20 protein-coding genes are annotated in these 17697 nt (G+C 61.5%); 11 read left to right on the top strand and 9 right to left on the bottom strand.

The genetic code is table 11. The features are described 5' to 3' along the window. The first annotated feature begins 48 nt into the window (after window positions 1–48). The gene (locus tag EJ068_RS05365) at window positions 49–915 is read left to right on the top strand and encodes an NAD(P)-dependent oxidoreductase (protein WP_129554494.1); all 867 of its coding nucleotides are present in this window, start codon (window positions 49–51) and stop codon (window positions 913–915) included. A gap of 15 nt (window positions 916–930) precedes the next feature. Here EJ068_RS05365 and EJ068_RS32510 read toward each other — a convergent pair whose 3' ends face one another. After that, complete coding sequence (locus EJ068_RS32510) at window positions 931–1095, bottom strand: hypothetical protein (protein WP_189341934.1); 165 nt, start codon at window positions 1093–1095, stop codon at window positions 931–933. Then, the gene (locus tag EJ068_RS05360) at window positions 1092–2009 is read right to left on the bottom strand and encodes a hypothetical protein (RefSeq protein WP_127252584.1); all 918 of its coding nucleotides are present in this window, start codon (window positions 2007–2009) and stop codon (window positions 1092–1094) included. The genes EJ068_RS32510 and EJ068_RS05360 overlap by 4 nt, the downstream gene beginning before the upstream one ends. A 303-nt stretch (window positions 2010–2312) precedes the next feature. On the opposite strand from EJ068_RS05360, the gene EJ068_RS05355 reads away from it, so the two are divergent. The 4 genes from EJ068_RS05355 to EJ068_RS05340 all read left to right on the top strand — a co-directional run bounded on the left by EJ068_RS05355 (window position 2313) and on the right by EJ068_RS05340 (window position 6374). Further along, on the top strand, window positions 2313–3485 hold the full coding sequence (locus EJ068_RS05355) for a glycosyltransferase (RefSeq protein ID WP_127252585.1): 1173 nt from the start codon (window positions 2313–2315) through the stop codon (window positions 3483–3485). A 2-nt stretch (window positions 3486–3487) separates the two neighbouring features. Beyond that, window positions 3488–4627 (top strand): UDP-galactopyranose mutase, encoded by a 1140-nt coding sequence (glf, locus tag EJ068_RS05350; RefSeq protein ID WP_127386237.1) that lies wholly within the window; start codon window positions 3488–3490, stop codon window positions 4625–4627. Window positions 4628–4701: 74 nt separating this feature from the next. Further along, entirely contained in the window at window positions 4702–5472 is a 771-nt protein-coding gene (locus EJ068_RS05345) for a family 1 glycosylhydrolase (RefSeq protein ID WP_129554493.1), read from the top strand. Next, on the top strand, window positions 5436–6374 hold the full coding sequence (locus EJ068_RS05340) for a hypothetical protein (RefSeq protein WP_129554492.1): 939 nt from the start codon (window positions 5436–5438) through the stop codon (window positions 6372–6374). Before EJ068_RS05345 ends, EJ068_RS05340 begins: the two co-directional genes overlap by 37 nt. Before the next feature lie 388 nt (window positions 6375–6762). On the opposite strand, the gene EJ068_RS05335 is transcribed toward EJ068_RS05340, so the two are convergent. Beyond that, complete coding sequence (locus EJ068_RS05335) at window positions 6763–7119, bottom strand: hypothetical protein (RefSeq protein WP_127252715.1); 357 nt, start codon at window positions 7117–7119, stop codon at window positions 6763–6765. 449 nt (window positions 7120–7568) lie between these two features. On the opposite strand from EJ068_RS05335, the gene EJ068_RS05330 reads away from it, so the two are divergent. Then, on the top strand, window positions 7569–8279 hold the full coding sequence (locus EJ068_RS05330; RefSeq protein ID WP_127252716.1) for an SIMPL domain-containing protein: 711 nt from the start codon (window positions 7569–7571) through the stop codon (window positions 8277–8279). A 134-nt stretch (window positions 8280–8413) separates the two neighbouring features. Here EJ068_RS05330 and EJ068_RS05325 read toward each other — a convergent pair whose 3' ends face one another. The 3 genes from EJ068_RS05325 to EJ068_RS33110 all read right to left on the bottom strand — a co-directional run bounded on the left by EJ068_RS05325 (window position 8414) and on the right by EJ068_RS33110 (window position 10450). Beyond that, window positions 8414–8770: a hypothetical protein gene (locus EJ068_RS05325; protein WP_126081782.1), complete on the bottom strand. Its 357-nt coding sequence runs from the start codon at window positions 8768–8770 to the stop codon at window positions 8414–8416. 292 nt (window positions 8771–9062) lie between these two features. Next, the gene (locus EJ068_RS05320; protein ID WP_095817408.1) at window positions 9063–9509 is read right to left on the bottom strand and encodes a YcgN family cysteine cluster protein; all 447 of its coding nucleotides are present in this window, start codon (window positions 9507–9509) and stop codon (window positions 9063–9065) included. 182 nt (window positions 9510–9691) lie between these two features. Next, window positions 9692–10450, bottom strand: a complete 759-nt coding sequence (locus EJ068_RS33110; protein ID WP_245463345.1) for a hypothetical protein — start codon at window positions 10448–10450, stop codon at window positions 9692–9694. On the opposite strand from EJ068_RS33110, the gene EJ068_RS05315 reads away from it, so the two are divergent. From EJ068_RS05315 to EJ068_RS32505, 3 genes are all read left to right on the top strand, one after another. Continuing rightward, a complete protein-coding gene (locus tag EJ068_RS05315; RefSeq protein WP_245463344.1) occupies window positions 10379–12004 on the top strand; it encodes an OmpA family protein in 1626 nt (541 codons plus the stop codon). The genes EJ068_RS33110 and EJ068_RS05315 overlap by 72 nt on opposite strands. A 407-nt stretch (window positions 12005–12411) precedes the next feature. After that, on the top strand, window positions 12412–12927 hold the full coding sequence (locus tag EJ068_RS05310) for a TIGR00645 family protein (protein WP_042647491.1): 516 nt from the start codon (window positions 12412–12414) through the stop codon (window positions 12925–12927). A gap of 97 nt (window positions 12928–13024) precedes the next feature. Then, complete coding sequence (locus EJ068_RS32505) at window positions 13025–13186, top strand: hypothetical protein (RefSeq protein WP_189341975.1); 162 nt, start codon at window positions 13025–13027, stop codon at window positions 13184–13186. Window positions 13187–13382: 196 nt separating this feature from the next. Here EJ068_RS32505 and EJ068_RS05305 read toward each other — a convergent pair whose 3' ends face one another. Then, a complete protein-coding gene (locus EJ068_RS05305) occupies window positions 13383–13733 on the bottom strand; it encodes a nuclear transport factor 2 family protein (RefSeq protein WP_189341974.1) in 351 nt (116 codons plus the stop codon). A 37-nt stretch (window positions 13734–13770) separates the two neighbouring features. Here EJ068_RS05305 and EJ068_RS05300 point away from each other — a divergent pair, with 37 nt between their 5' ends. Further along, the gene (locus EJ068_RS05300; protein WP_348633424.1) at window positions 13771–14802 is read left to right on the top strand and encodes an AraC family transcriptional regulator; all 1032 of its coding nucleotides are present in this window, start codon (window positions 13771–13773) and stop codon (window positions 14800–14802) included. A 58-nt stretch (window positions 14803–14860) separates the two neighbouring features. Here EJ068_RS05300 and EJ068_RS05295 read toward each other — a convergent pair whose 3' ends face one another. After that, window positions 14861–15253 (bottom strand): hypothetical protein, encoded by a 393-nt coding sequence (locus EJ068_RS05295; protein WP_210212036.1) that lies wholly within the window; start codon window positions 15251–15253, stop codon window positions 14861–14863. Window positions 15254–15303: 50 nt separating this feature from the next. Continuing rightward, complete coding sequence (locus tag EJ068_RS05290; RefSeq protein ID WP_127252720.1) at window positions 15304–16173, bottom strand: NmrA/HSCARG family protein; 870 nt, start codon at window positions 16171–16173, stop codon at window positions 15304–15306. Window positions 16174–16292: 119 nt separating this feature from the next. Here EJ068_RS05290 and EJ068_RS05285 point away from each other — a divergent pair, with 119 nt between their 5' ends. Beyond that, entirely contained in the window at window positions 16293–17186 is an 894-nt protein-coding gene (locus tag EJ068_RS05285; RefSeq protein WP_128314780.1) for a LysR substrate-binding domain-containing protein, read from the top strand. The last annotated feature ends 511 nt before the right edge of the window (window positions 17187–17697 follow it).

Here is a 17697-nt window from a genome sequence, read left to right as displayed (position 1 = left end):
CTGTCTGCCGCGCAAGTTGCCTCCCTTATTGAACAGGGAGGCAAAAGGATGTCGCTCAACGGAAAGACGCTGTTCATCTCGGGCGGATCGCGCGGCATCGGGCTGGCGATCGCGCTCAGGGCGGCGCGCGACGGCGCCAATGTGACGATCGCGGCCAAGACCGCCGAGCCGCATCCGAAGCTGCCGGGCACCATCTACACCGCAGCGCAAGAAATCGAGCAGGCCGGCGGCAAGGCGCTGCCGGTGCTTTGCGACATCCGCGACGAAGCGCAGGTGGCCGATGCGGTGGCGAAAACCATCGAGCGGTTCGGCGGCATCGACATCTGCGTCAACAATGCCAGCGCCATCCAGCTCACCGGCACGCTGGAGACCGACATGAAGCGCTACGATCTGATGCATCAGATCAACACGCGCGGCACGTTCCTGGTCTCCAAAATGTGCATTCCGCACCTGAAGTTGGCCAAGAACCCTCACATCCTGAATCTGGCGCCGCCGCTCGACATGAAGGCCAAGTGGTTCAAGAACCATGTTGCCTACACGATGGCGAAGTTCGGCATGTCGATGTGCACGCTTGGCATGAGCGCGGAGTTCGCCAAGGACGGCATCGCGGTCAATTCACTTTGGCCGATCTCGACCATCGACACGGCCGCGGTGCGCAATCTTCTGGGCGGAGCCACGGTGGCGGCGATGAGCCGCTCGCCCGACATCATGGCCGACGCCGCACATGCGATCTTCATGCGCCCGTCGCGCGAGGCGACCGGCAATTTCTACATCGACGAAGAGGTGCTGCGCGCCGAAGGCGTGACGGATTTTTCGGTGTACGCGCCAGGCGCCGCCGGTCAGCTCGCGGGCGATTTCTTCGTTCCCGACGAGGTGTTTGCGAACTCGCAGACGAAGGTCAGAAGAATCTACTGAAGGGCGCAGGCGGCCTTAATCCGCCGCGGCCTTCTTGCCTTTCGCCAACGCCATGACCCGGTCGATATGGGCCAGCATCAGCGCCGAAAGCACGAACGCCAGATGGATGATGGTCAGCCACATCAGTTGCTCCGCCGTGTAGGAAGCGTGGTCGAGGAAGGCTCGCGACGAGCGGGTCAAGCCGCCTTGGAAAGCTGGGACACGTCGAAACTCGCCAACCCGTAGCGCCAGCGATGGTTGGTCGCCGCAACGCGGCTCTGATAAAAAAGGGTCAGCCGCTCGCCATCAATCATCACCGTCGAGTGGCCGTTTTCCCCAGGTCCGCCCGGGTCAAGCACTGGACCGACCGAGACGTAAGGTCCGGTAACGGCGCTCGCAACGGCGAAGAACACCCGCTGCCGGCTACCGCGCGGTCCGTGCGGAAGGAAGCAGGTGGCGTTGAGGAGCACGCGGCCGTCCGGAAGTTCCACCAACTGGGCACCTTCAATCCCCCATTCGTAGTCGGGGTCGTCCCGCGTGTTGTGGTGGGGAATGTCATTGTGGTCCAGGATTTTGCCCAAGCGCTTCCAGGGCCCGAACCATGAATCGGACTGGCTCCGGGCCAGATAGATATCCGGCTGCGGCACGCGGGTGAATTTCGGCATGCCGGAATAAACGAGGTAACGCTTGCCCCCGATGAGAGCCGGGTGGGGATCATAGATGCCGTCTTCATCCGTATCAGGCACTGACAGGATTGCCGGCTTGAGCACCACCCAGTTGAACCCATCATTGGACACCGCATGTGCACAGCGGCCGCCGGATTTCATAAACTCAGTTTGGATGAACATGTGGAAGACGCCGTCTTCGTGGACTACACCCGGCGCCGCGACGCCCGAGCCGGTGACCGGAAGCTCGATCGGCGCGTGCTCCGTCCACGGTCCGTGCAACTCCGGCGCCGTGGCGTGAAGAATCTTCCAAGTCTCGCTGGTCACCGTGCCGCTCGATCCGAATACATGCCAAAGCCGGCCGTCATAAACCGGGCACGGGTCCTTGAGATCGTCCACCGCTTGCGGGTGAAACAACGGGAACACATTCGTCTCGAACTCGATCTTCATCTATCTATCCCAGCGATTGTCGGCCGCTAAACGCCCTTGGCGTCGGTCCGACGAATCAATTTAAGCCACCGAATATTCTAGCTGCTCATTCAACGAAAATGCGGCACCCGAGCGGCCGTCCCCAGAAAGCTGCAGCCTGAGATGCCAGACGCTCTGGCCGGCACTCCGCCTGCATATCGCTCGCTGGCTGGAACAAGTTAATCAGCCGACAGTTAGACATGCGGCAGGAATAGCTTCTTGCATCTCGCGATTAACAAATGTTATTCGCAGTATAAACCGCAATGTCACCAGGGAAAAGCTTATATGGACGCGGCGATAAGAATACCAGCCAAAATCAAAACCAGAAAAGAGCAAGATTTATTGATATGCTTCTCCCATTTGCGATGGAATTTCGTCTATCAACGTCCGCAGCACATTCTCACGCATGCCTCGAGAGAGCACCAAATCGTTTACTTCGAGGAGCCCGTTTTTGAAGAATGCTCCCACTCGTCCATTCGGTTTTGCGACGCTGCGCCGGGCATTCGGGTAGCGACCCCTTTGCTCCCGATCGGCACCAGCCCCGCCAGAGCCGATGCGATCCAGCGCAGATATCTGGACCGGATCATCGCGTCGACGCCGCACGCCCAATTGACTGCCTGGTATTATACCCCGATGGCGCTGCGCTTCAGCGCGCATGTCAACTTCGACGTGCGCGTCTATGACTGCATGGACGAGCTTGCGGCGTTCAAGGATGCGCCGGCCCAGCTTGCGTTGCTGGAACGGGCGCTCTTCGAATGCGCCGATGTGGTCTTCACGGGCGGCTTAAGCCTGTTCGAAGCGAAGCGTTGCCAACATCGGGCGATCTATCCCTTCCCCAGCAGCATTGACGTCAACCACTTTCACAAGGCGAGGGCGCCCGGCGAGGAGCCGGCGGATCAACTCACAATCCCGCATCCTCGGGTTGGCTTCTTCGGTGTCATCGACGAGCGCCTCGATATCGATCTCGTGGCGCAGGCTTCCAGCACGATGCCAGATGTGCACTTCGTGATGCTTGGTCCGGTCGTCAAGATCGATCCGGACATCCTGCCGAGGGCAAACAACCTGCACTGGCTCGGCAGCAAAGCCTACAAGGATCTGCCCGACTACCTCCGGCATTGGGATGTCGGGTGGATGCCGTTCGCGCTCAACGAAGCGACACGCTTCATCAGCCCCACGAAAACTCCCGAATTCCTTGCCGCCGGCCTGCCCGTGGTGTCGACTGCGATTGTCGATGTGGTGCGAAGCTACGCTGCCGCCGGCCTCGTCGATATCGCCGACGCCGAAGACATCGAGGCCAAACTGCGCTCCGCGCTGGCGCAACCGCGCGAAATGCGCCTGCCAGCGGTTGATGCCTATTTGGCCAACATGTCCTGGCAGCGAACATGGGATGCCATGGCCGCCCACATCAAGAAAGCCAGTGCAAGCAAGAAGGTCGTGCCCTTCCGCAGGAGCGCGTGACCATGTTCGACTGGCTGATTGTCGGGGCAGGCTTTGCCGGCAGCGTTCTCGCGGAACGGATCGCTTCGCAACGAAGCGAAAGCGTTCTCATCATAGACCGTCGGAGTCACATCGGCGGAAACGCGTATGACTGCTACAACGAAGCCGGCATTCTCATCCATCGTTACGGACCGCATATATTCCATACGAACGCCCAGTCGATCGTCGACTATCTGTCGCAGTTCACAAGCTGGCGCCCTTACGAGCACCGTGTGCTCGCTTTCGTGGACGGCAAGCTTCTGCCGATTCCTATAAACCTCGACACCATCAACCATCTTTATGGTCTCGAGCTAAGCCCGGCAGAGCTGGAAGAGTTCTTCGCGTCGCGTCGTGAAACCGTTGGCGAAGTCCGTACCGCCGAGGATGTGGTTGTCAGCACCGTCGGTAGGGAGCTCTATGAGAAATTCTTCCGCGGCTACACCAGAAAGCAGTGGGGGGTCGATCCCAGCCAGTTGAGCAAGTCCGTGACGGCCCGCGTTCCAACGAGAACGAACCGCGACGATCGCTATTTCGGCGACAGCTTCCAGCAGATGCCGGCCGGCGGCTACACGCGCATGTTCGAACGGATGTTGGACCATCCCAACGTCAAGATCATGCTGCAGACCGATTATCGCGAGGTCCGAGAGCGAATTCCCTTCCGGCGGCTGATCTACACCGGGCCGATTGATGAATTCTTTGACTGGAAGCTGGGCCGCCTGCCCTATCGCTCATTGCGCTTCGAGCATGTCACCCTCGAATGCGAGCAATTTCAGCCGGTAGCCGTGGTGAACTATCCGCAGACGGAAGCCTATACCCGCATCACCGAGTATAAGCATTTGACGGGCCAGAGGAATATCCGGACCAGCCTCACCTACGAATACCCGACAGACATCGGCGACCCATATTACCCCGTGCCGCGGCCGAAAAACGAGGCTCTCTACAAACAATATGAAGCGCTCGCTGACAATTGCCCTGACGTGTGGTTCGTCGGCCGTCTGGCGACGTACCGCTACTACAACATGGACCAGGTTGTAGGGCAGGCCCTGGCCACTTTTGCCCGTATTCAGAAGACTATCCCAGCCTCAGATCGCGCACCGCAATCGGCACTCGCGATGCCCGTCTAAATGCCGTCTGCGCAGCGATGGCTTAATGTTGCGCACACAACGAACCGCCATGATGCCGGACCCGGAGCTGCAAGTTGAGCGATAGTCTCGAAATCTGGGGCGGCGTTGAATGCAGCATCGTGCGCCTGCGCGAGCGGACCCGGGATCAACTCCGCGAGACCGGCCATTTCGACCGTGCCGGCGATCTCAGCCTCATAGCCGAGATGGGTATCAAGACCTTGCGATACCCCGTGCTCTGGGAACTGGTCGAAGGCGATGGTTCGAGCGACTGGCGGTGGCCGGACGCGCGTCTCAACGAATTGCGAAGGCTTGGCGTGAGGCCGATCGCGGGGCTGGTCCATCATGGCAGCGGACCGAAATCGACCCATGTGCTTGATCCGGACTTCCCCGAATTGCTGGCCAGGTATGCCGGGCAAGTGGCGCAACGTTATCCCTGGCTGGAGATGTTCACGCCGATCAACGAGCCACTGACGACGGCGCGCATAAGCGGCCTCTATGGACTTTGGCATCCGCATGGCACCTGCGAGGCAACCTGCTTCCGATTGACCGTCGCGCAGTGTCGCGCAACCGCGCTGGCCATGAAGGCAATCCGAGAACACATACCTGGTGCGCAACTTGTCCAGACCGAAGATTTTGGGCGGGTGTTCTCCACGCCCCGCCTCCGCTACCAGGCCGACTATGAAAACGAGCGGCGATGGCTGGCGCTTGATCTGCTGAGCGGCCTGGTTGACGACGACCATCCATTCCACCGGCGCTTGCTTGACGCGGGCGTGGACCGCCGTCATCTCGACGAGCTGAGCGCGGACCCTTGCCCCCCAATGTCATTGGGATCGATTACTACCTGACGAGCGACCGCCTGCTCGACGACGATCTCCGGCGGTATCCAGACGAGCAGACTGGGGGGAATGGCATCGACGCCTATGTCGACATCGCGGCGGTGCGATCTCAGATGCGCGACCACGCACGTTTACGATTCCGGCTAAAGGAAATTTGGGATCGCTACCGCAGGCCAATCGCCGTCACCGAGTTGCACAACGGATGCACGCGTGAGGAACAGTTGCGGTGGCTGATCGAGGGATGGCAGGAAGCCAAGGCGGCGAGGCACGACGGAGCCGACATACGCGCCATCACTGCCTGGTCACTGTTCGGGGCCACCGACTGGAACTCGATGCTGGCGCATCAAAAGGGCTATTACGAGAGCGGAGCCTTCGACGTGCGGGACGCGAGCCCGAGAAAGACCATCATCGCGAGCGCTGTGAGCCAAATCGCGAAGGAAGGTGCATTCGATCATCCCGCGCTCGATCGGCCCGGTTGGTGGCGAACGGAGTGCCCACCGACAAAGCCTGCACGGTCAATGCTTCTGGCAGGGTTTGGCCGAATGGCGTCCGTCATCGAGGAGTGTTGCCACATGCGTCGATTAGCGGTTCGCCCAACGCCGCCGGACAAGCTCACGCAAGAGCTGGCGCAGACGAATTCCTGGGCCGCGATAAGTATTGACGACGCAGGTCGGTCCTCGCGAGGATCGCTGTCAGCTCTAACCAATCTTCGCTGTCGGTTTCCCGGCATCGCCACGTTGGATCTGCAAGCCGCCCGTACGATCGGCATGGTCGAGACCGCCAACGCCTTCCTTGACCTCGTAGTGGACGGACAAACGGGGATGTTCAGGCTTCTGCGGGCCGAGCCCAACAATCAATATTGGATAGAGGCTGTCGCAGAAGACGAGAGCGGCGCCAGCTACGCCGTCTAACAGGTGCCGTCACGTAACTTATCTGTCGACATTACTGGCTGGCTATGGCGCGCCTTCCCTGCTGCCTGAGATGCGATCGGCCCACCGCCGGCGAAGTCTGCACCTCCGACAAGGCAGCGGGCCGTGTCACGGCTCCCCGATCTTGTTGGTGACGCAACATGGGTTACCAGGCGCCCTGTTTTATTGGTAGTCATCCGTCAAAAAGACTATATACGCACTTCGTGAGCGGCCCACCGGCTTGGCTCGTCCATGCTGCGGAAACAGTATAGCAGGTAGAGAACCGCGCCTGCCTCGTCTCTGGCACAGAAAAACAAGCGCCCACTCTGGACCCAGAGCGGTGCCAACTGCCCATGACTGCGGCTCTCGGGCGGACCCAAGGCGGAGCGGCTTACTGCAAGGCGGGCTGTGAAGGTTGCTTGCCCGGCTGATCACCGCCCGTGCTGGATCGAGGTGTTGGGTCCCTGTCCACCTCTGGATTTCGATCAACGGGGGCCACGTTCATATTGTCAGCTTTGGACTTTGCAGGATCGGTTTCCGCGGGGTTCGGGCTGGAGGATGAGGGCGCCTGACTATTCTCCTGTGGCGCTGGCTTCTCCTCGGTCGCAGGCGTCTTTGCCGCCTCACCATAAATCTCGGCAACGCCCCATGCGATCGCTGCCAGCACCAGTGCGCAGATCAAAACGGCAAGAACCGGAAGTCCGCGGCCACCCTGGCGCGCTTTCTTTCCTGGGATGTCATTGGCCATCGAACACCATCGTCAAGAGCACATGGCCGTGCGAGCACCACGGCCAGAGGTGAAACCTGCTGCTTGGCTAACAAGCGATCCCCAAGGATGTTCCACAATGAACCAATAAAAAGCCGATAGCCGTCGGCCTCATCTCTGGCGAACCGCGTAAGGTAACGCCTGGCCGGAGGGATTCGAGCCCCAACCATGCGGTTATGAGTCACCGGCTCTAACCATCAGCTACAGGCCCCGCGCGGGCTGGCTTAGTGTTTTTCTTGTCTTCGCACAGGGCTTTCGAAAGCGCTGGCGCAAAATGCCAAAATCAGCCCATATTCGAGCCGTAGAGCGGCCTGCGCCTTATGGCGCGAAACAGGTCCGGCCCTTGCGCCGCGCTGCCGGGTATCGACGCTTTTGCGGGGTCGAGGCAGATGCGGCGCGGAGCGTCGGATCGCAGACCTCGAGGAGTTTTCATGACCAGACATCTTTTGCCTATCGCGCTCGCTGCCGCAGTCGCATTCCCGGCGCTGGCAAGCGCCGCCGACACGCAGCCCCCACCCCGCATTATCGTGTCCGGCGAAGGCGAAGCGACGGTGGCGCCCGACATGGCGATCCTTTCGCTGAGCGTCATGCGCGAGGCAAAGAGCGCGCGCGAAGCGCTCGACGCCAACAACGACGCCATGGCGGCGGTCATTGCGGCGATGAAATCCGCCGGCATTGCCGAGCGCGACCTGCAGACGGCGGGCATCCAGATCAACCCACGCTACAACTATACCAACAAGGCCGACGGCAGCCAGGAGGCCGAGCTCGTCGCCTATCAGGTGACCAACACGCTGTCGGTGCGCGTGCGCGACGTCGACAAGACTGGCGAGATCCTCGACAAGGCGGTATCGCTCGGCGTCAACCAGGGCGGCGGCATCGCCTTCACCAATGACGATCCGAAGGCGACGATCACCGAGGCGCGCAAGAAGGCTGTCGCCGATGCGATGGCGAAGGCCAAGACACTCGCCGAAGCGGCCGGCGTCAGCCTGGGCAAGGTGCTCGAGATCACCGACCAGAATATCGCGCCGGCGCCGATGCCGATGGCGGCCAAATCATTCGACGCGGCCCGTTCGGCCGTCCCGGTGCAGGCTGGCGAGAATTCCTACAACGTCCAGGTCACGGTCACCTTCGAGCTGAAGTAACGATCGGCCGGCACGCCGCAGGCGCGCCGCCACCATGCAAAAAACCCCGGGGGATCGTTTCCTCCGGGGCTTTTTCGAGCCACGCCTCATCGTGAGAGGCTGATAGGCGATCCTCGCAGATCGCCCTCTCAACCTCAGCGATAGATGATTGGGCAGCCGCGCTCGTTGGCGAACACAACCACGACGCGGTCGCCATACTGGCGGCCGACGACCTTCACCGTGCGGCGGCTGACGTCGACGATGCGGACGCGGTGGAGGCCCATGCGCTCGGCCTTGTCGAGCGCGCGGTCCGGCGAGCAGCCGCGCCAGCCGCGGTCACGGCGCCAATCGCGGCGGTAGTAGCCGTCGTCGTCGCCCGTATAGACGCCGAAGCGCGGATCCTGGTTGTTGCCGAAACCGAGATAGAGGCTGTCCGCATGCGCCGGGATGGCGGCCAAGGTGCCAAGCCCGACAATAGCCGAAAGGGCTGCCGTCTTGATCTGGTTGAACATTGTCTTCTCTCCTTGTTGTGGGCTTTCGCCCGTAGAACCGATGATTGGAAAATGCCTTTTTGCACCTGAACTTTCCGCGAACCGGCCGTTCATGTCCGGTTCATATAAGCGCGAAGCCGCCAGGGTTCGTCGCTCGCACTCAAAAACGCCACCCCAGGAGTTCTAAACGCGAACCCGCCAGGGTTCGTCGCTCCCCGTGAAAAGTGCCGTTCAGGGTTCTAAACGCGAACCCGCAGGGCGTCGTTCCTCGCCACAAGTGCCCCTCAGCGGTCGTCATCAGGATGCGAACCGGCTACGGTTCATCGTCCAATATATAATCAAAATAGTCGTCCGGCTCGGCCAGATCGGTTTCCTTGGCCTTCACCCGGCCCTGGATCGAAATGCCGGCTTCATGCACGGTCGCAGCACTTCCCGAAACGAGCCTGTGCCACCAATAGAGATCATGGCCCTCGGCGATCAACCGGTAGGCGCAGGTCTTGGGCAGCCAGGTGATGGTGCGCACGTTCTGCGGCGTCAGCCCGACGCAGTCGGGCACCCTTGTCAGCCGGTTTGCATAGTCGGAGCAACGGCAGCTTTCGGCGTCGAACAGCCGGCAGCCAACGCTTGTCCAGAAGATCTCGCCCGTATCCTCGTCCTCGAGCTTCGACAGGCAGCATTTGCCGCAGCCGTCGCATAGCGATTCCCATTCGGCCGGGGTCATCGCCTCAAGCGTCTTGGTTTTCCAGAATGGCGCGGTCATGGGGGTGGATTTGGCCCTCCGCGGCCTCCCGGTCAAGCGCTGCTGTCCCAGCGACCCGGTATCAACATTAGAAAGACACGAAATTGCCTTCAAAAGGCCAGCCGAACATCCTTGGCTGGCGTCAATGCCCTGTAACGGAACCAATTGCGGCTGATGAAAGTTTGGGCAGGGATGGGACCCCATTAGGAGAAAATGATATGAAACGCCAACCACGGATTCTGGCGGGCACGGCCATCGGCCTGCTTATGGCATCCGCGCCGTTGGGCGCGTACCCGCTGCAGGGAGGTGTCGCTTCTGGCAGCCTGCACGGCGCACCGCTGATACTGGCTCAGGCCGCTTGCGCCGAAGGCCAGTCGGCCGAGGAATGCGCGCAGGGCGGAACCGAGCAGCCGAAGAAGAGGAAGCGCGAGCAGCAGCAAAGCGAAACGGCGCCGGCAGCCGAGCAGGCAGCACCTGCCGAGACCGAGCAACAGCCGCGCAAGAAGCGGCACGAGCAGCAGCAGATGGACAATGCCCAGTCCGGGGAAGTCCCGGCCGAGCAGCAGTTCAAGCCGCGCAAGAAACGCGACCAGCAACAGATTGAGGCAGCACCCGCCGATCAGGGCGGCCAGCCCGCGACCGACGAGCAGCAGTTCAAGCCCCGCAAGAAGCGCGACCAGCAACAGCAGATCGAGGCCGCGCCGGCCGACCAGGGTGGCGTACCCGCGACCGAGGAAGTGCAGCCGCGCAAGAAGAAACGCGATCAGCAGCAGCAGATCGAGGCAGCGCCGACTGACCAGCAGCCTGCGGAACAGGTGGCGCCGGCTGCCGGTGACCAGCAGCAAGGCAACCAGGGCCGCAAAAAGCGCAAGCACGATCAGCAGCAGAGCGTGCCCGCCGGCCAGGCCGGCGAGCAGGTCGCGCCGACCGACCAGACCGCCCCCGCCAACGACAATCAGCAAGGCGGCAACCAATTCAAGAAGAGGCACAAGCAGAACCAGCAGGGCGAGACCGCCCCGGCCGAGCAGACGCAGACCAACGAGCCGGCCAAAAAGCTGGCGCCGGCGGGTGAGCCTGTGCCGCAGGCCGAGCCACTGCAGAATGGCGAGCAGCCGGTCCAGGGCGAACAGGCTCAGGACAGGAAGAAGCGCGGCAAGAAACCGACGGCCGAACAGCCGGCGACGGGTGAGCAGCCCGCGACCGGCGAACAAACCAAGACCGGCCAGCCCACGACCGGCGAGCAGCAGCCTGTCACCGGTGAACAGCCGGTCACCGGCAATCAGCCCGCGAACAACAACCAACCGGCCGCCGGCGGCAATGCCGCGCAGGGTGAAACCGCCAATCCCAACGAAGCGCCGGTTCTGGACAGCCAGAAAGATGCCTTCCGCAAGCGTCGCGGTGGCCAGAATGGTGGCGCCCAGAACGACAACGGCCAAGCCGGCAATGGCCAGAACGCCAACCAGGCCGGACAGCAAGGCGGCGAGCAGGCGCAGCAGCCGGCTCCGGTCGATCAGGGCCCGCCGCCCTCAGACGACAAGTCGGCGCAGCAGGCGATCAAGCCCGAGAGGATCGTCCCGGTGGACCAGGAGAAAGGCAAGCGCATCGAGCTTACGCCGGAACAGATCGTGCGCGAGCGTCGCCGGCCGCAGGGCGCGGATGTCGTCAAGCAGTTCGGCGACCGGGTGATCCTGCAGTTCAACAACCAGACGTTCGTGGAAAGCAACGAGGCGCCTCGCATCACCCGCGGCGCCAGGGATGTCTACTACGAGGATCTCTCCGGCGGCCGCACCCGCGAAATCGTCGAGCGCGACAACGGCGTCAGGATCATCACCATCCGCAATCGTAATGGCGACGTCATCCGGCGATCGCGCATTACGCCGGATGGCCGCGAATATGTGCTGACCTATGTCGACGAGCGCTACTACAACGATGTCGACGAGTGGCGCGATCCCGGCGACGAACTGCCGCCGATGCGGCTCACCATCCCGCGACGGGACTACATACTGGATTCGGAGGAAGTCGAGGATCCCGACGAGTATTATACCTTCCTCGAGCAGCCGCCGGTGGAGAGGGTGCAGCGTCTCTACTCGATCGACGAGGTGAAGCGGTCGGCCCGCGTGCGCGATATCGCTCGGCGTATCGATCTCGATACGCTGAACTTCGACTTCGGCTCGGCGACGATCTCCGACACCGAAGTGCAGAAGCTCGATGGCGTTGCCAGCGCCATGGAAAAACTGCTCAAGAAGAACCCGGCCGAGACCTTCCTGATCGAAGGCCACACCGACGCCGTCGGCACGCCGGAGGCAAATCTTGCCCTCTCGGATCGTCGTGCCGAAGCCGTTGCCGAGGCGCTCACCAATGCCTTTGGCATCCCGGCCGAGAACCTCACCACGCAGGGCTATGGCGAGGAATATCTCAAGGTCAACACGCCTGGGCCGAACCGTGAGAACCGCCGTGTCGCTATCCGCCGCATCACTTCGCTGGTGGCGCCGGTGGCAAGCAACAGCGAGCAGTAATCGATGCATGTCGCCCAAAACTGTGCAGCGGTTTTGGGGCAACGACATGCATTAGACAAAGTCATAGACCGCGCCGCGCTGAATTCGTTCAGCGCGACGCGGTTTAGCCTTTGATTTCAAGGTCCTGATCGGATTTTGGAATCAGCGCTTGAGAGGAAGGCCCGTCCGCGTCGGAGGGGCCTTTTTCTTTCTTGGCTCAAGAAGATTTGTCCTGTCGACTGGAGCTAACTCATTGAATTGCCGCATTGGGACACCCAGCTTCCGGTCAGGGCGTTCCCTGCCCTGTCCCGACTCCAGCGGGACATGACTGAGCCCCGCCGGTCCCCCTCTCCGGCGGGGTTTTTTGTCTTGAAAACCGATCCTGTCTGGCCGAAATACCCTCTATCGTAATCTGACCGGAAGCCTTCATGAAGCGTCTCGAACTCGCCATCGAATCCGTCATCCTTGCCTCGCGCTGGCTGCTGGTCGCCTTCTATCTCGGACTCGGCGTCGCGCTCGCGATCTATGCGCTCTCCTTCGGCAAGAAGCTCTACGAGTTCGTGACGAGCGTCTTCACGCTCGGCGACACGGACACGATCCTGAAGATGCTCGGCCTGATCGACGCCGCGCTTGTCGCCTCACTGGTGGTGATGGTGATCATCTCGGGCTACGAGAATTTCGTCAGCCGCTTCGACGATCAGGACGGCGAGGTCCATTGGCTGGGCACGATCGATGTCGGCTCGCTGAAGGTCAAGGTCGCCTCGACCATCGTCGCGATCTCGTCGATCCATCTGCTGCAGATCTTCCTCAACCACGCTTCCTACACGGCGGAGCAACTGATGTGGCTGACCATCATGCATCTGGCCTTCGTGCTTTCGGCGCTGATGCTGGCCTATATCGACCGGGTGATGGCGCTGGCCAAGGGCAAGAAGATGGAAGAATAGGCGCGAAGAGGCGCTCGGGCCCACAAGCGGCCCAAGCGCAGCTTCCGTTTTACCTCCGCGATGGCGTGCAGTGCTCCGTAAACCGCGACACAGCTGCGTGTCGTTTTCGACAGGCGGATGGCGCGGCCCTCAGGCCGCGCTCGCGATCCCGGCCGCAAAGACCATGACCGTGGGCGGGCATTTCGCCGCTCTGGAGCAGCCGGACCTGCTCGCTGAAGAGGTGCGCGCGTTCTTCAGGCCCTGCGCGGCCGGCTCGTAGAGGCGAGGTCCGCGTAACTGCCGCTACCGCTCATCGTTCGAGGCGAAGACACGTCCGTCTCGCCTCGCGCAGAACTTCGGCCCTAAGCAGCGAGGAGCCTCCGGTTCAGCTGCATTTCTCGCCCGGAGCCGCCGTGTCATGGAAGCCAGCTGAGCTCGGCCTTGAGAGCGCGCGTTTGGCCGTGCGGAAGATGGTTTCAAAAAAAGCCGGCCATATAGCTGAAACGGTAATCTTTATCAGGGCGGACAAAATTGTAACCGGTTGCGACCTTAGTATCGTCGCTCTTGTACATAGACCATATGGCCAGCAATTCGCCGTGGTGAACAAAGACCTTGTCGGTCTTGAAGTACGTTCCCGGCATCTTCTTCTGGAAGTCCTCGATATGCGCGATGAGGCCGTTGCGGGTTTTGCCTTCTCCACCCGGGTTCGTGAACACGACGTCGTCGGAAACGCTCTGCTTGAGAAGGCGCTCGCGTTCGGCTGCGGCGATTGGGCCGTAGGCGGCGAGATAGGCGTCCCACCGTCCTTCAAGACTATCGATAGCCATAATCAAATCCTCGGATGTTTTAGTGTTTGCCCCAAGCATGGGAGTGAAACGCGCAATTGACGTTCAACGTGCTCAGGGAATATATGTCTACGGGGCCGTACGGTCGATAATCGAAAGCCCAAAACCGTTTACGTATCGTCCAATCCGCATGGATCCACTCCTCGATCTCATTGGCTTGCTTCGGCCGCGCGCAACATTATGGGGAGGTCTCGAAGCCTCAGGCCGATGGGCTTTGTCGTTTCGAAAGAGAGACGATCTTCTGTTTTGCTGGGTCGAGCAAGGCGAGTGTCAACTGGTCCGGTCCGCTCATTCACCCGTGCTATTGCAACGCGAGGATTTCGTCCTGATCCGGACTTCCGCGCCATTCACTCTCACATCCGACCCGTCGATAGAGCCGGTGGACAGTGAAGCGGCGGTCGCTGCGACGAAGAATCCTCGTCTGCGGCTCGGTGAGGGCACGGACTCCCCCGTTACCTTGCATGCGGGCCGGTTCAGCTTCGATACGGCCAATGAGAATCTTTTGGCCGGTCTGATGCCATCCTTCGTCCATATACTGGCCGATGACACATCCTCGGGCCGCGTGCGCTCGCTGTTGTCGATGAACGAGACAGAATCCAGATATCCTGGACCCGGCAGCGAATTTATCATCGCACGCTTGGTTGAATTAATACTTGTGGAGATATTGCGGACAAAAGTGCCGCAAGTGGATGAAGAGCATGCAGGTCTGCTCGCCGGCCTTGCCGATCCGGTAACCTCGCGCGCGCTCTCTGCAATGCACAAAGACGTTGCCCACAACTGGACCGTTGCGGATCTAGCTCGGCTTTGCGGTGTTTCCCGGTCATCATTTGCTACCAGATTCCGCAAGGTCGTGGGAACAGGTCCTATCGAATACCTGCTGCAGTGGAGGATGGCCGTGGCCAAGGATGAGCTGCGCCGCGGAACGCGGAGCGTTGGGGAGATCGCCTTGGCGATCGGCTTTCAATCGTCGAGCGCATTCAGCACGGCGTTCGCACGCGTTGTGGGATGTCCACCGAAATACTTCAGCTGCCTCCCTCCAGGGCAGCTTTGATCTAGTCGACACGCGGTAGGATGTAGCCGAAGCCACGCATCGTGCGATGAACGATCCCTCAAGCCTGTGTGCGGATTTCCGCAGGAGCTGGCGCGTGGGCCTGCACGTCAGCGACGTGACATCGGCCGAGCGCCCTGGCTCCGTGCAAGGAGGCCGCGACGAGGCCCTGCATCGAGGTGGTCGGACGACCGATCAGCCGCCCCAGTGCGCCACCGTCGTCGAACAGCGCCCCGCGTGAGGCCGCGGCGTCGGCATCGGCCAGAAGTGCAGCGAGATCGGCTGGCAGGCCGGCGCCCGTCAACACATCCCTGTAGTCAGCCTCGGACAGATCGTTGTGGATGATCGTCTTGCCTGATTGCCGCGAGACCTCCGCCGCAAGCTCGGCAAATGTGAAGGCAGGGTCTGCGGCGAGCTCGTAGGTCCTCCCCGCCTGATCGCTGGCCGTGAGCACCGCGGCTGCGGCCTCGGCATAGTCCCGCCGCGCCGCGGATGGCGCGGCCCTCAGGCCGCGCTCGCGATCGCGGCCGCAAAGTCGCGATAGGTGTGCAGGGGGCGGCCCAAAATACTGGTCAGCCGTACAACGTCATCGGTCTCCGGGATCATGCCGTCGCTGACATAGCGCTCGGCCATCAGACGCATTTCATAGGCCGTCCATTTCGGCATGAAGCTCGCCATGTTCTGCTCGAACGCGCCGGGATCGTCGCCTCCATAGACCACCGGGCGACCCAGAAGGTCCGACCAGATCCTGGCCACGTCGAGGCCGGTCAGCGTGTCAGGCCCCACCACGTTGATGGTCTCGATCGGCAGCTTGCCGGGTGCGGCGTCGCGGCGGATCAGCTCGATCGCGGCTACTTCGGCGATGTCACGCGCGTCGACCATGGCTACGCCCTTGCTGCCAATCGGCATCGGATAGACGCCGTGCTCCATAATGACGTCCTTTACCATCGACTCGTTGTCGATGAAGTAGGTCGGACGCAAGATGGTGGCGCTGAAGTCCATCTGCACCAGCATGCGCTCGGCGCCGAACTTAACGGCGAAATGCGGGACGTTCACTGCCCGATCGGCTTTGAAAACCGAGAGATAGACGACACGGTCGACGCCCGCTTCGCGAGCAACGTTGAGCGTGATGATCGCCTGGGCGAATTCGTCACCCGTAACGGCATTGAGCAGGAAGAGCGTGGTCACGTCCTTGAAGGCGCTGCGCAGCGCATCGATGTCGAGGAGATCGCCCTTGGCGACGTCGACACCGGTCGGAAAGCTGGCTTTAGCGGGGTCGCGGGTCAGCACACGCACCGTCGCGCCGCGCTGAAGGAGTTGATCGACGACATGGCGGCCGACGCGGCCGGTGGCACCTGTAACGAGGATGGTCATTGGGGTTCACTTTCTGTTTGAGTTAAAAGGCACGCTCAAAATGAGTGATCCACATTCATCCCGATAGATGGTACGTTTGGACAGGTCGTCTCATTGGTGGAACAGAAAAGAACAAAATCGTGGATCTTCTGGCTCTTGCCGACTTCAACCTGGTGGCCCGCCACGGCGGGTTCGGAAAGGCCTCGCGCGCAGCCGGCCGGCCAAAGGCTACTCTTTCCAGACGCGTGGCCGATCTCGAGGCAAGTCTTGATCTGCGCCTGTTCGAACGTGGTTCGCGGACGCTCAAGCTCACGGAGGAGGGACGGGCCCTGTTTGAACGAACGGGCTTTCTGCTCACAGAACTTGATGAGACGGCGAAGGCGATTGCTTCGGGCGGCCATAGCCCGCGTGGCCGCCTGCGCATTAGCGCGCCACTGCTCTTTTCTCAGACCGCGGTCGGAAAGCTCGCGGCCGGCTTCGTCCTTAGATACCCGGAGGTTCGGTTGGAGATCACCACGGAAGACAGGGCCGTGGATATGATCGAAGAAGCCTACGACCTCGTCATCCGGGTCAACCCGGAGCCGGATGCCACCCTTGTTGGGCGAGTGTTCCTGCGCGATCGGCTGGTGGTGGTGGCCAGTCCGCACCTGACGCTCCCAGCCCCGGGAGGTCTCGTTCCCGCGATCAGTCGAGGCTCGTTGAACGAGTCCGAAGCCTGGCAAGTCACGACCTCGTCCGGCAAGTCGACGATCAACGCCAAGCCGGTGCTCAGCCTGGCGTCGTTCGTCATGGTCCGGGATGCGGTGCGCATGGGGCTCGGCGCGGCGCGCCTCCCGTTGTCGCTTGCCAGTGGCGATTTGGCTGCCGGCAGGCTGGTGCATTGGGGGGATGTGTCGGGGCCCGAGACGGCGCTTTGGGCCCTTTATCCGTCGAGGCGTTTGCTCAGCCCCCGCGTGTCAGCGTTCCTCGACTACTTGAAGGAAGCCTTTCCGCAGGGGACGGCTGATGAATTGGCAGCCTATGTCGCGGACTGAGCAATTCGGCCACCGTTCCTACGAACCCACCCGCGGCGAGCAAAACGGCGAACAAGACAAGCGGAGCAAGTGGGAAAACTCCGGGTGGCGCAACACGCTCAACACCGCAGCCGCCATGGTGACGGCCGTTGGTGTCAGCGCAACGCGTGTTGCACGCCCGTTCTGTCAACGTGACATCGGCTGAGCGCCTGGCTCAGCCGTGCAAGGAGGCCGCGACGAGGCTCTGCATCGAGGTGGTCGGACGACCGATCAGCCGCCCCAGCGCGCCACCGTCATCGCCTCCGACGGTGGAATATGGACTGACGTCATTGGGGCAGGAACTGCTCCCCGCGATCAGATCGATCGTCGAGGTCGGCTCGCGCCTGCTGCTGCGTGACTCTTCAGGCTAGAGCGGTCGCGCGGTTTGCTTGCCGAGAAAAAATTCCGAAGCTGGCCGCCGAATTAGAATAATCTATCTCTACAGACTTAGTGGAATAATACCCTATAGCGCGATGCGGCCGCGTCGAGGCAG

This window comes from Mesorhizobium sp. M2A.F.Ca.ET.043.02.1.1 (assembly GCF_003952405.1).
GTDB lineage: Bacteria > Pseudomonadota > Alphaproteobacteria > Rhizobiales > Rhizobiaceae > Mesorhizobium.
The sequence above is the reverse complement of the archived record's forward strand: the minus strand, read 5'-3'. Positions and strand labels throughout refer to the sequence as shown.

Coding starts and splice junctions, on each gene's coding strand:
- EJ068_RS05365 (WP_129554494.1), top strand. CDS start 49: ATGTCGCTCAACGGAAAGACGCTGTTCATCTCGGGCGGATCGCGCGGC.
- EJ068_RS05360 (WP_127252584.1), bottom strand. CDS start 2,009: ATGAAGATCGAGTTCGAGACGAATGTGTTCCCGTTGTTTCACCCGCAA.
- EJ068_RS05355 (WP_127252585.1), top strand. CDS start 2,313: ATGGACGCGGCGATAAGAATACCAGCCAAAATCAAAACCAGAAAAGAG.
- glf (WP_127386237.1), top strand. CDS start 3,488: ATGTTCGACTGGCTGATTGTCGGGGCAGGCTTTGCCGGCAGCGTTCTC.
- EJ068_RS05335 (WP_127252715.1), bottom strand. CDS start 7,119: ATGGCCAATGACATCCCAGGAAAGAAAGCGCGCCAGGGTGGCCGCGGA.
- EJ068_RS05330 (WP_127252716.1), top strand. CDS start 7,569: ATGACCAGACATCTTTTGCCTATCGCGCTCGCTGCCGCAGTCGCATTC.
- EJ068_RS05325 (WP_126081782.1), bottom strand. CDS start 8,770: ATGTTCAACCAGATCAAGACGGCAGCCCTTTCGGCTATTGTCGGGCTT.
- EJ068_RS05320 (WP_095817408.1), bottom strand. CDS start 9,509: ATGACCGCGCCATTCTGGAAAACCAAGACGCTTGAGGCGATGACCCCG.
- EJ068_RS05310 (WP_042647491.1), top strand. CDS start 12,412: ATGAAGCGTCTCGAACTCGCCATCGAATCCGTCATCCTTGCCTCGCGC.
- EJ068_RS05305 (WP_189341974.1), bottom strand. CDS start 13,733: ATGGCTATCGATAGTCTTGAAGGACGGTGGGACGCCTATCTCGCCGCC.
- EJ068_RS05300 (WP_348633424.1), top strand. CDS start 13,771: ATGGGAGTGAAACGCGCAATTGACGTTCAACGTGCTCAGGGAATATAT.
- EJ068_RS05290 (WP_127252720.1), bottom strand. CDS start 16,173: ATGACCATCCTCGTTACAGGTGCCACCGGCCGCGTCGGCCGCCATGTC.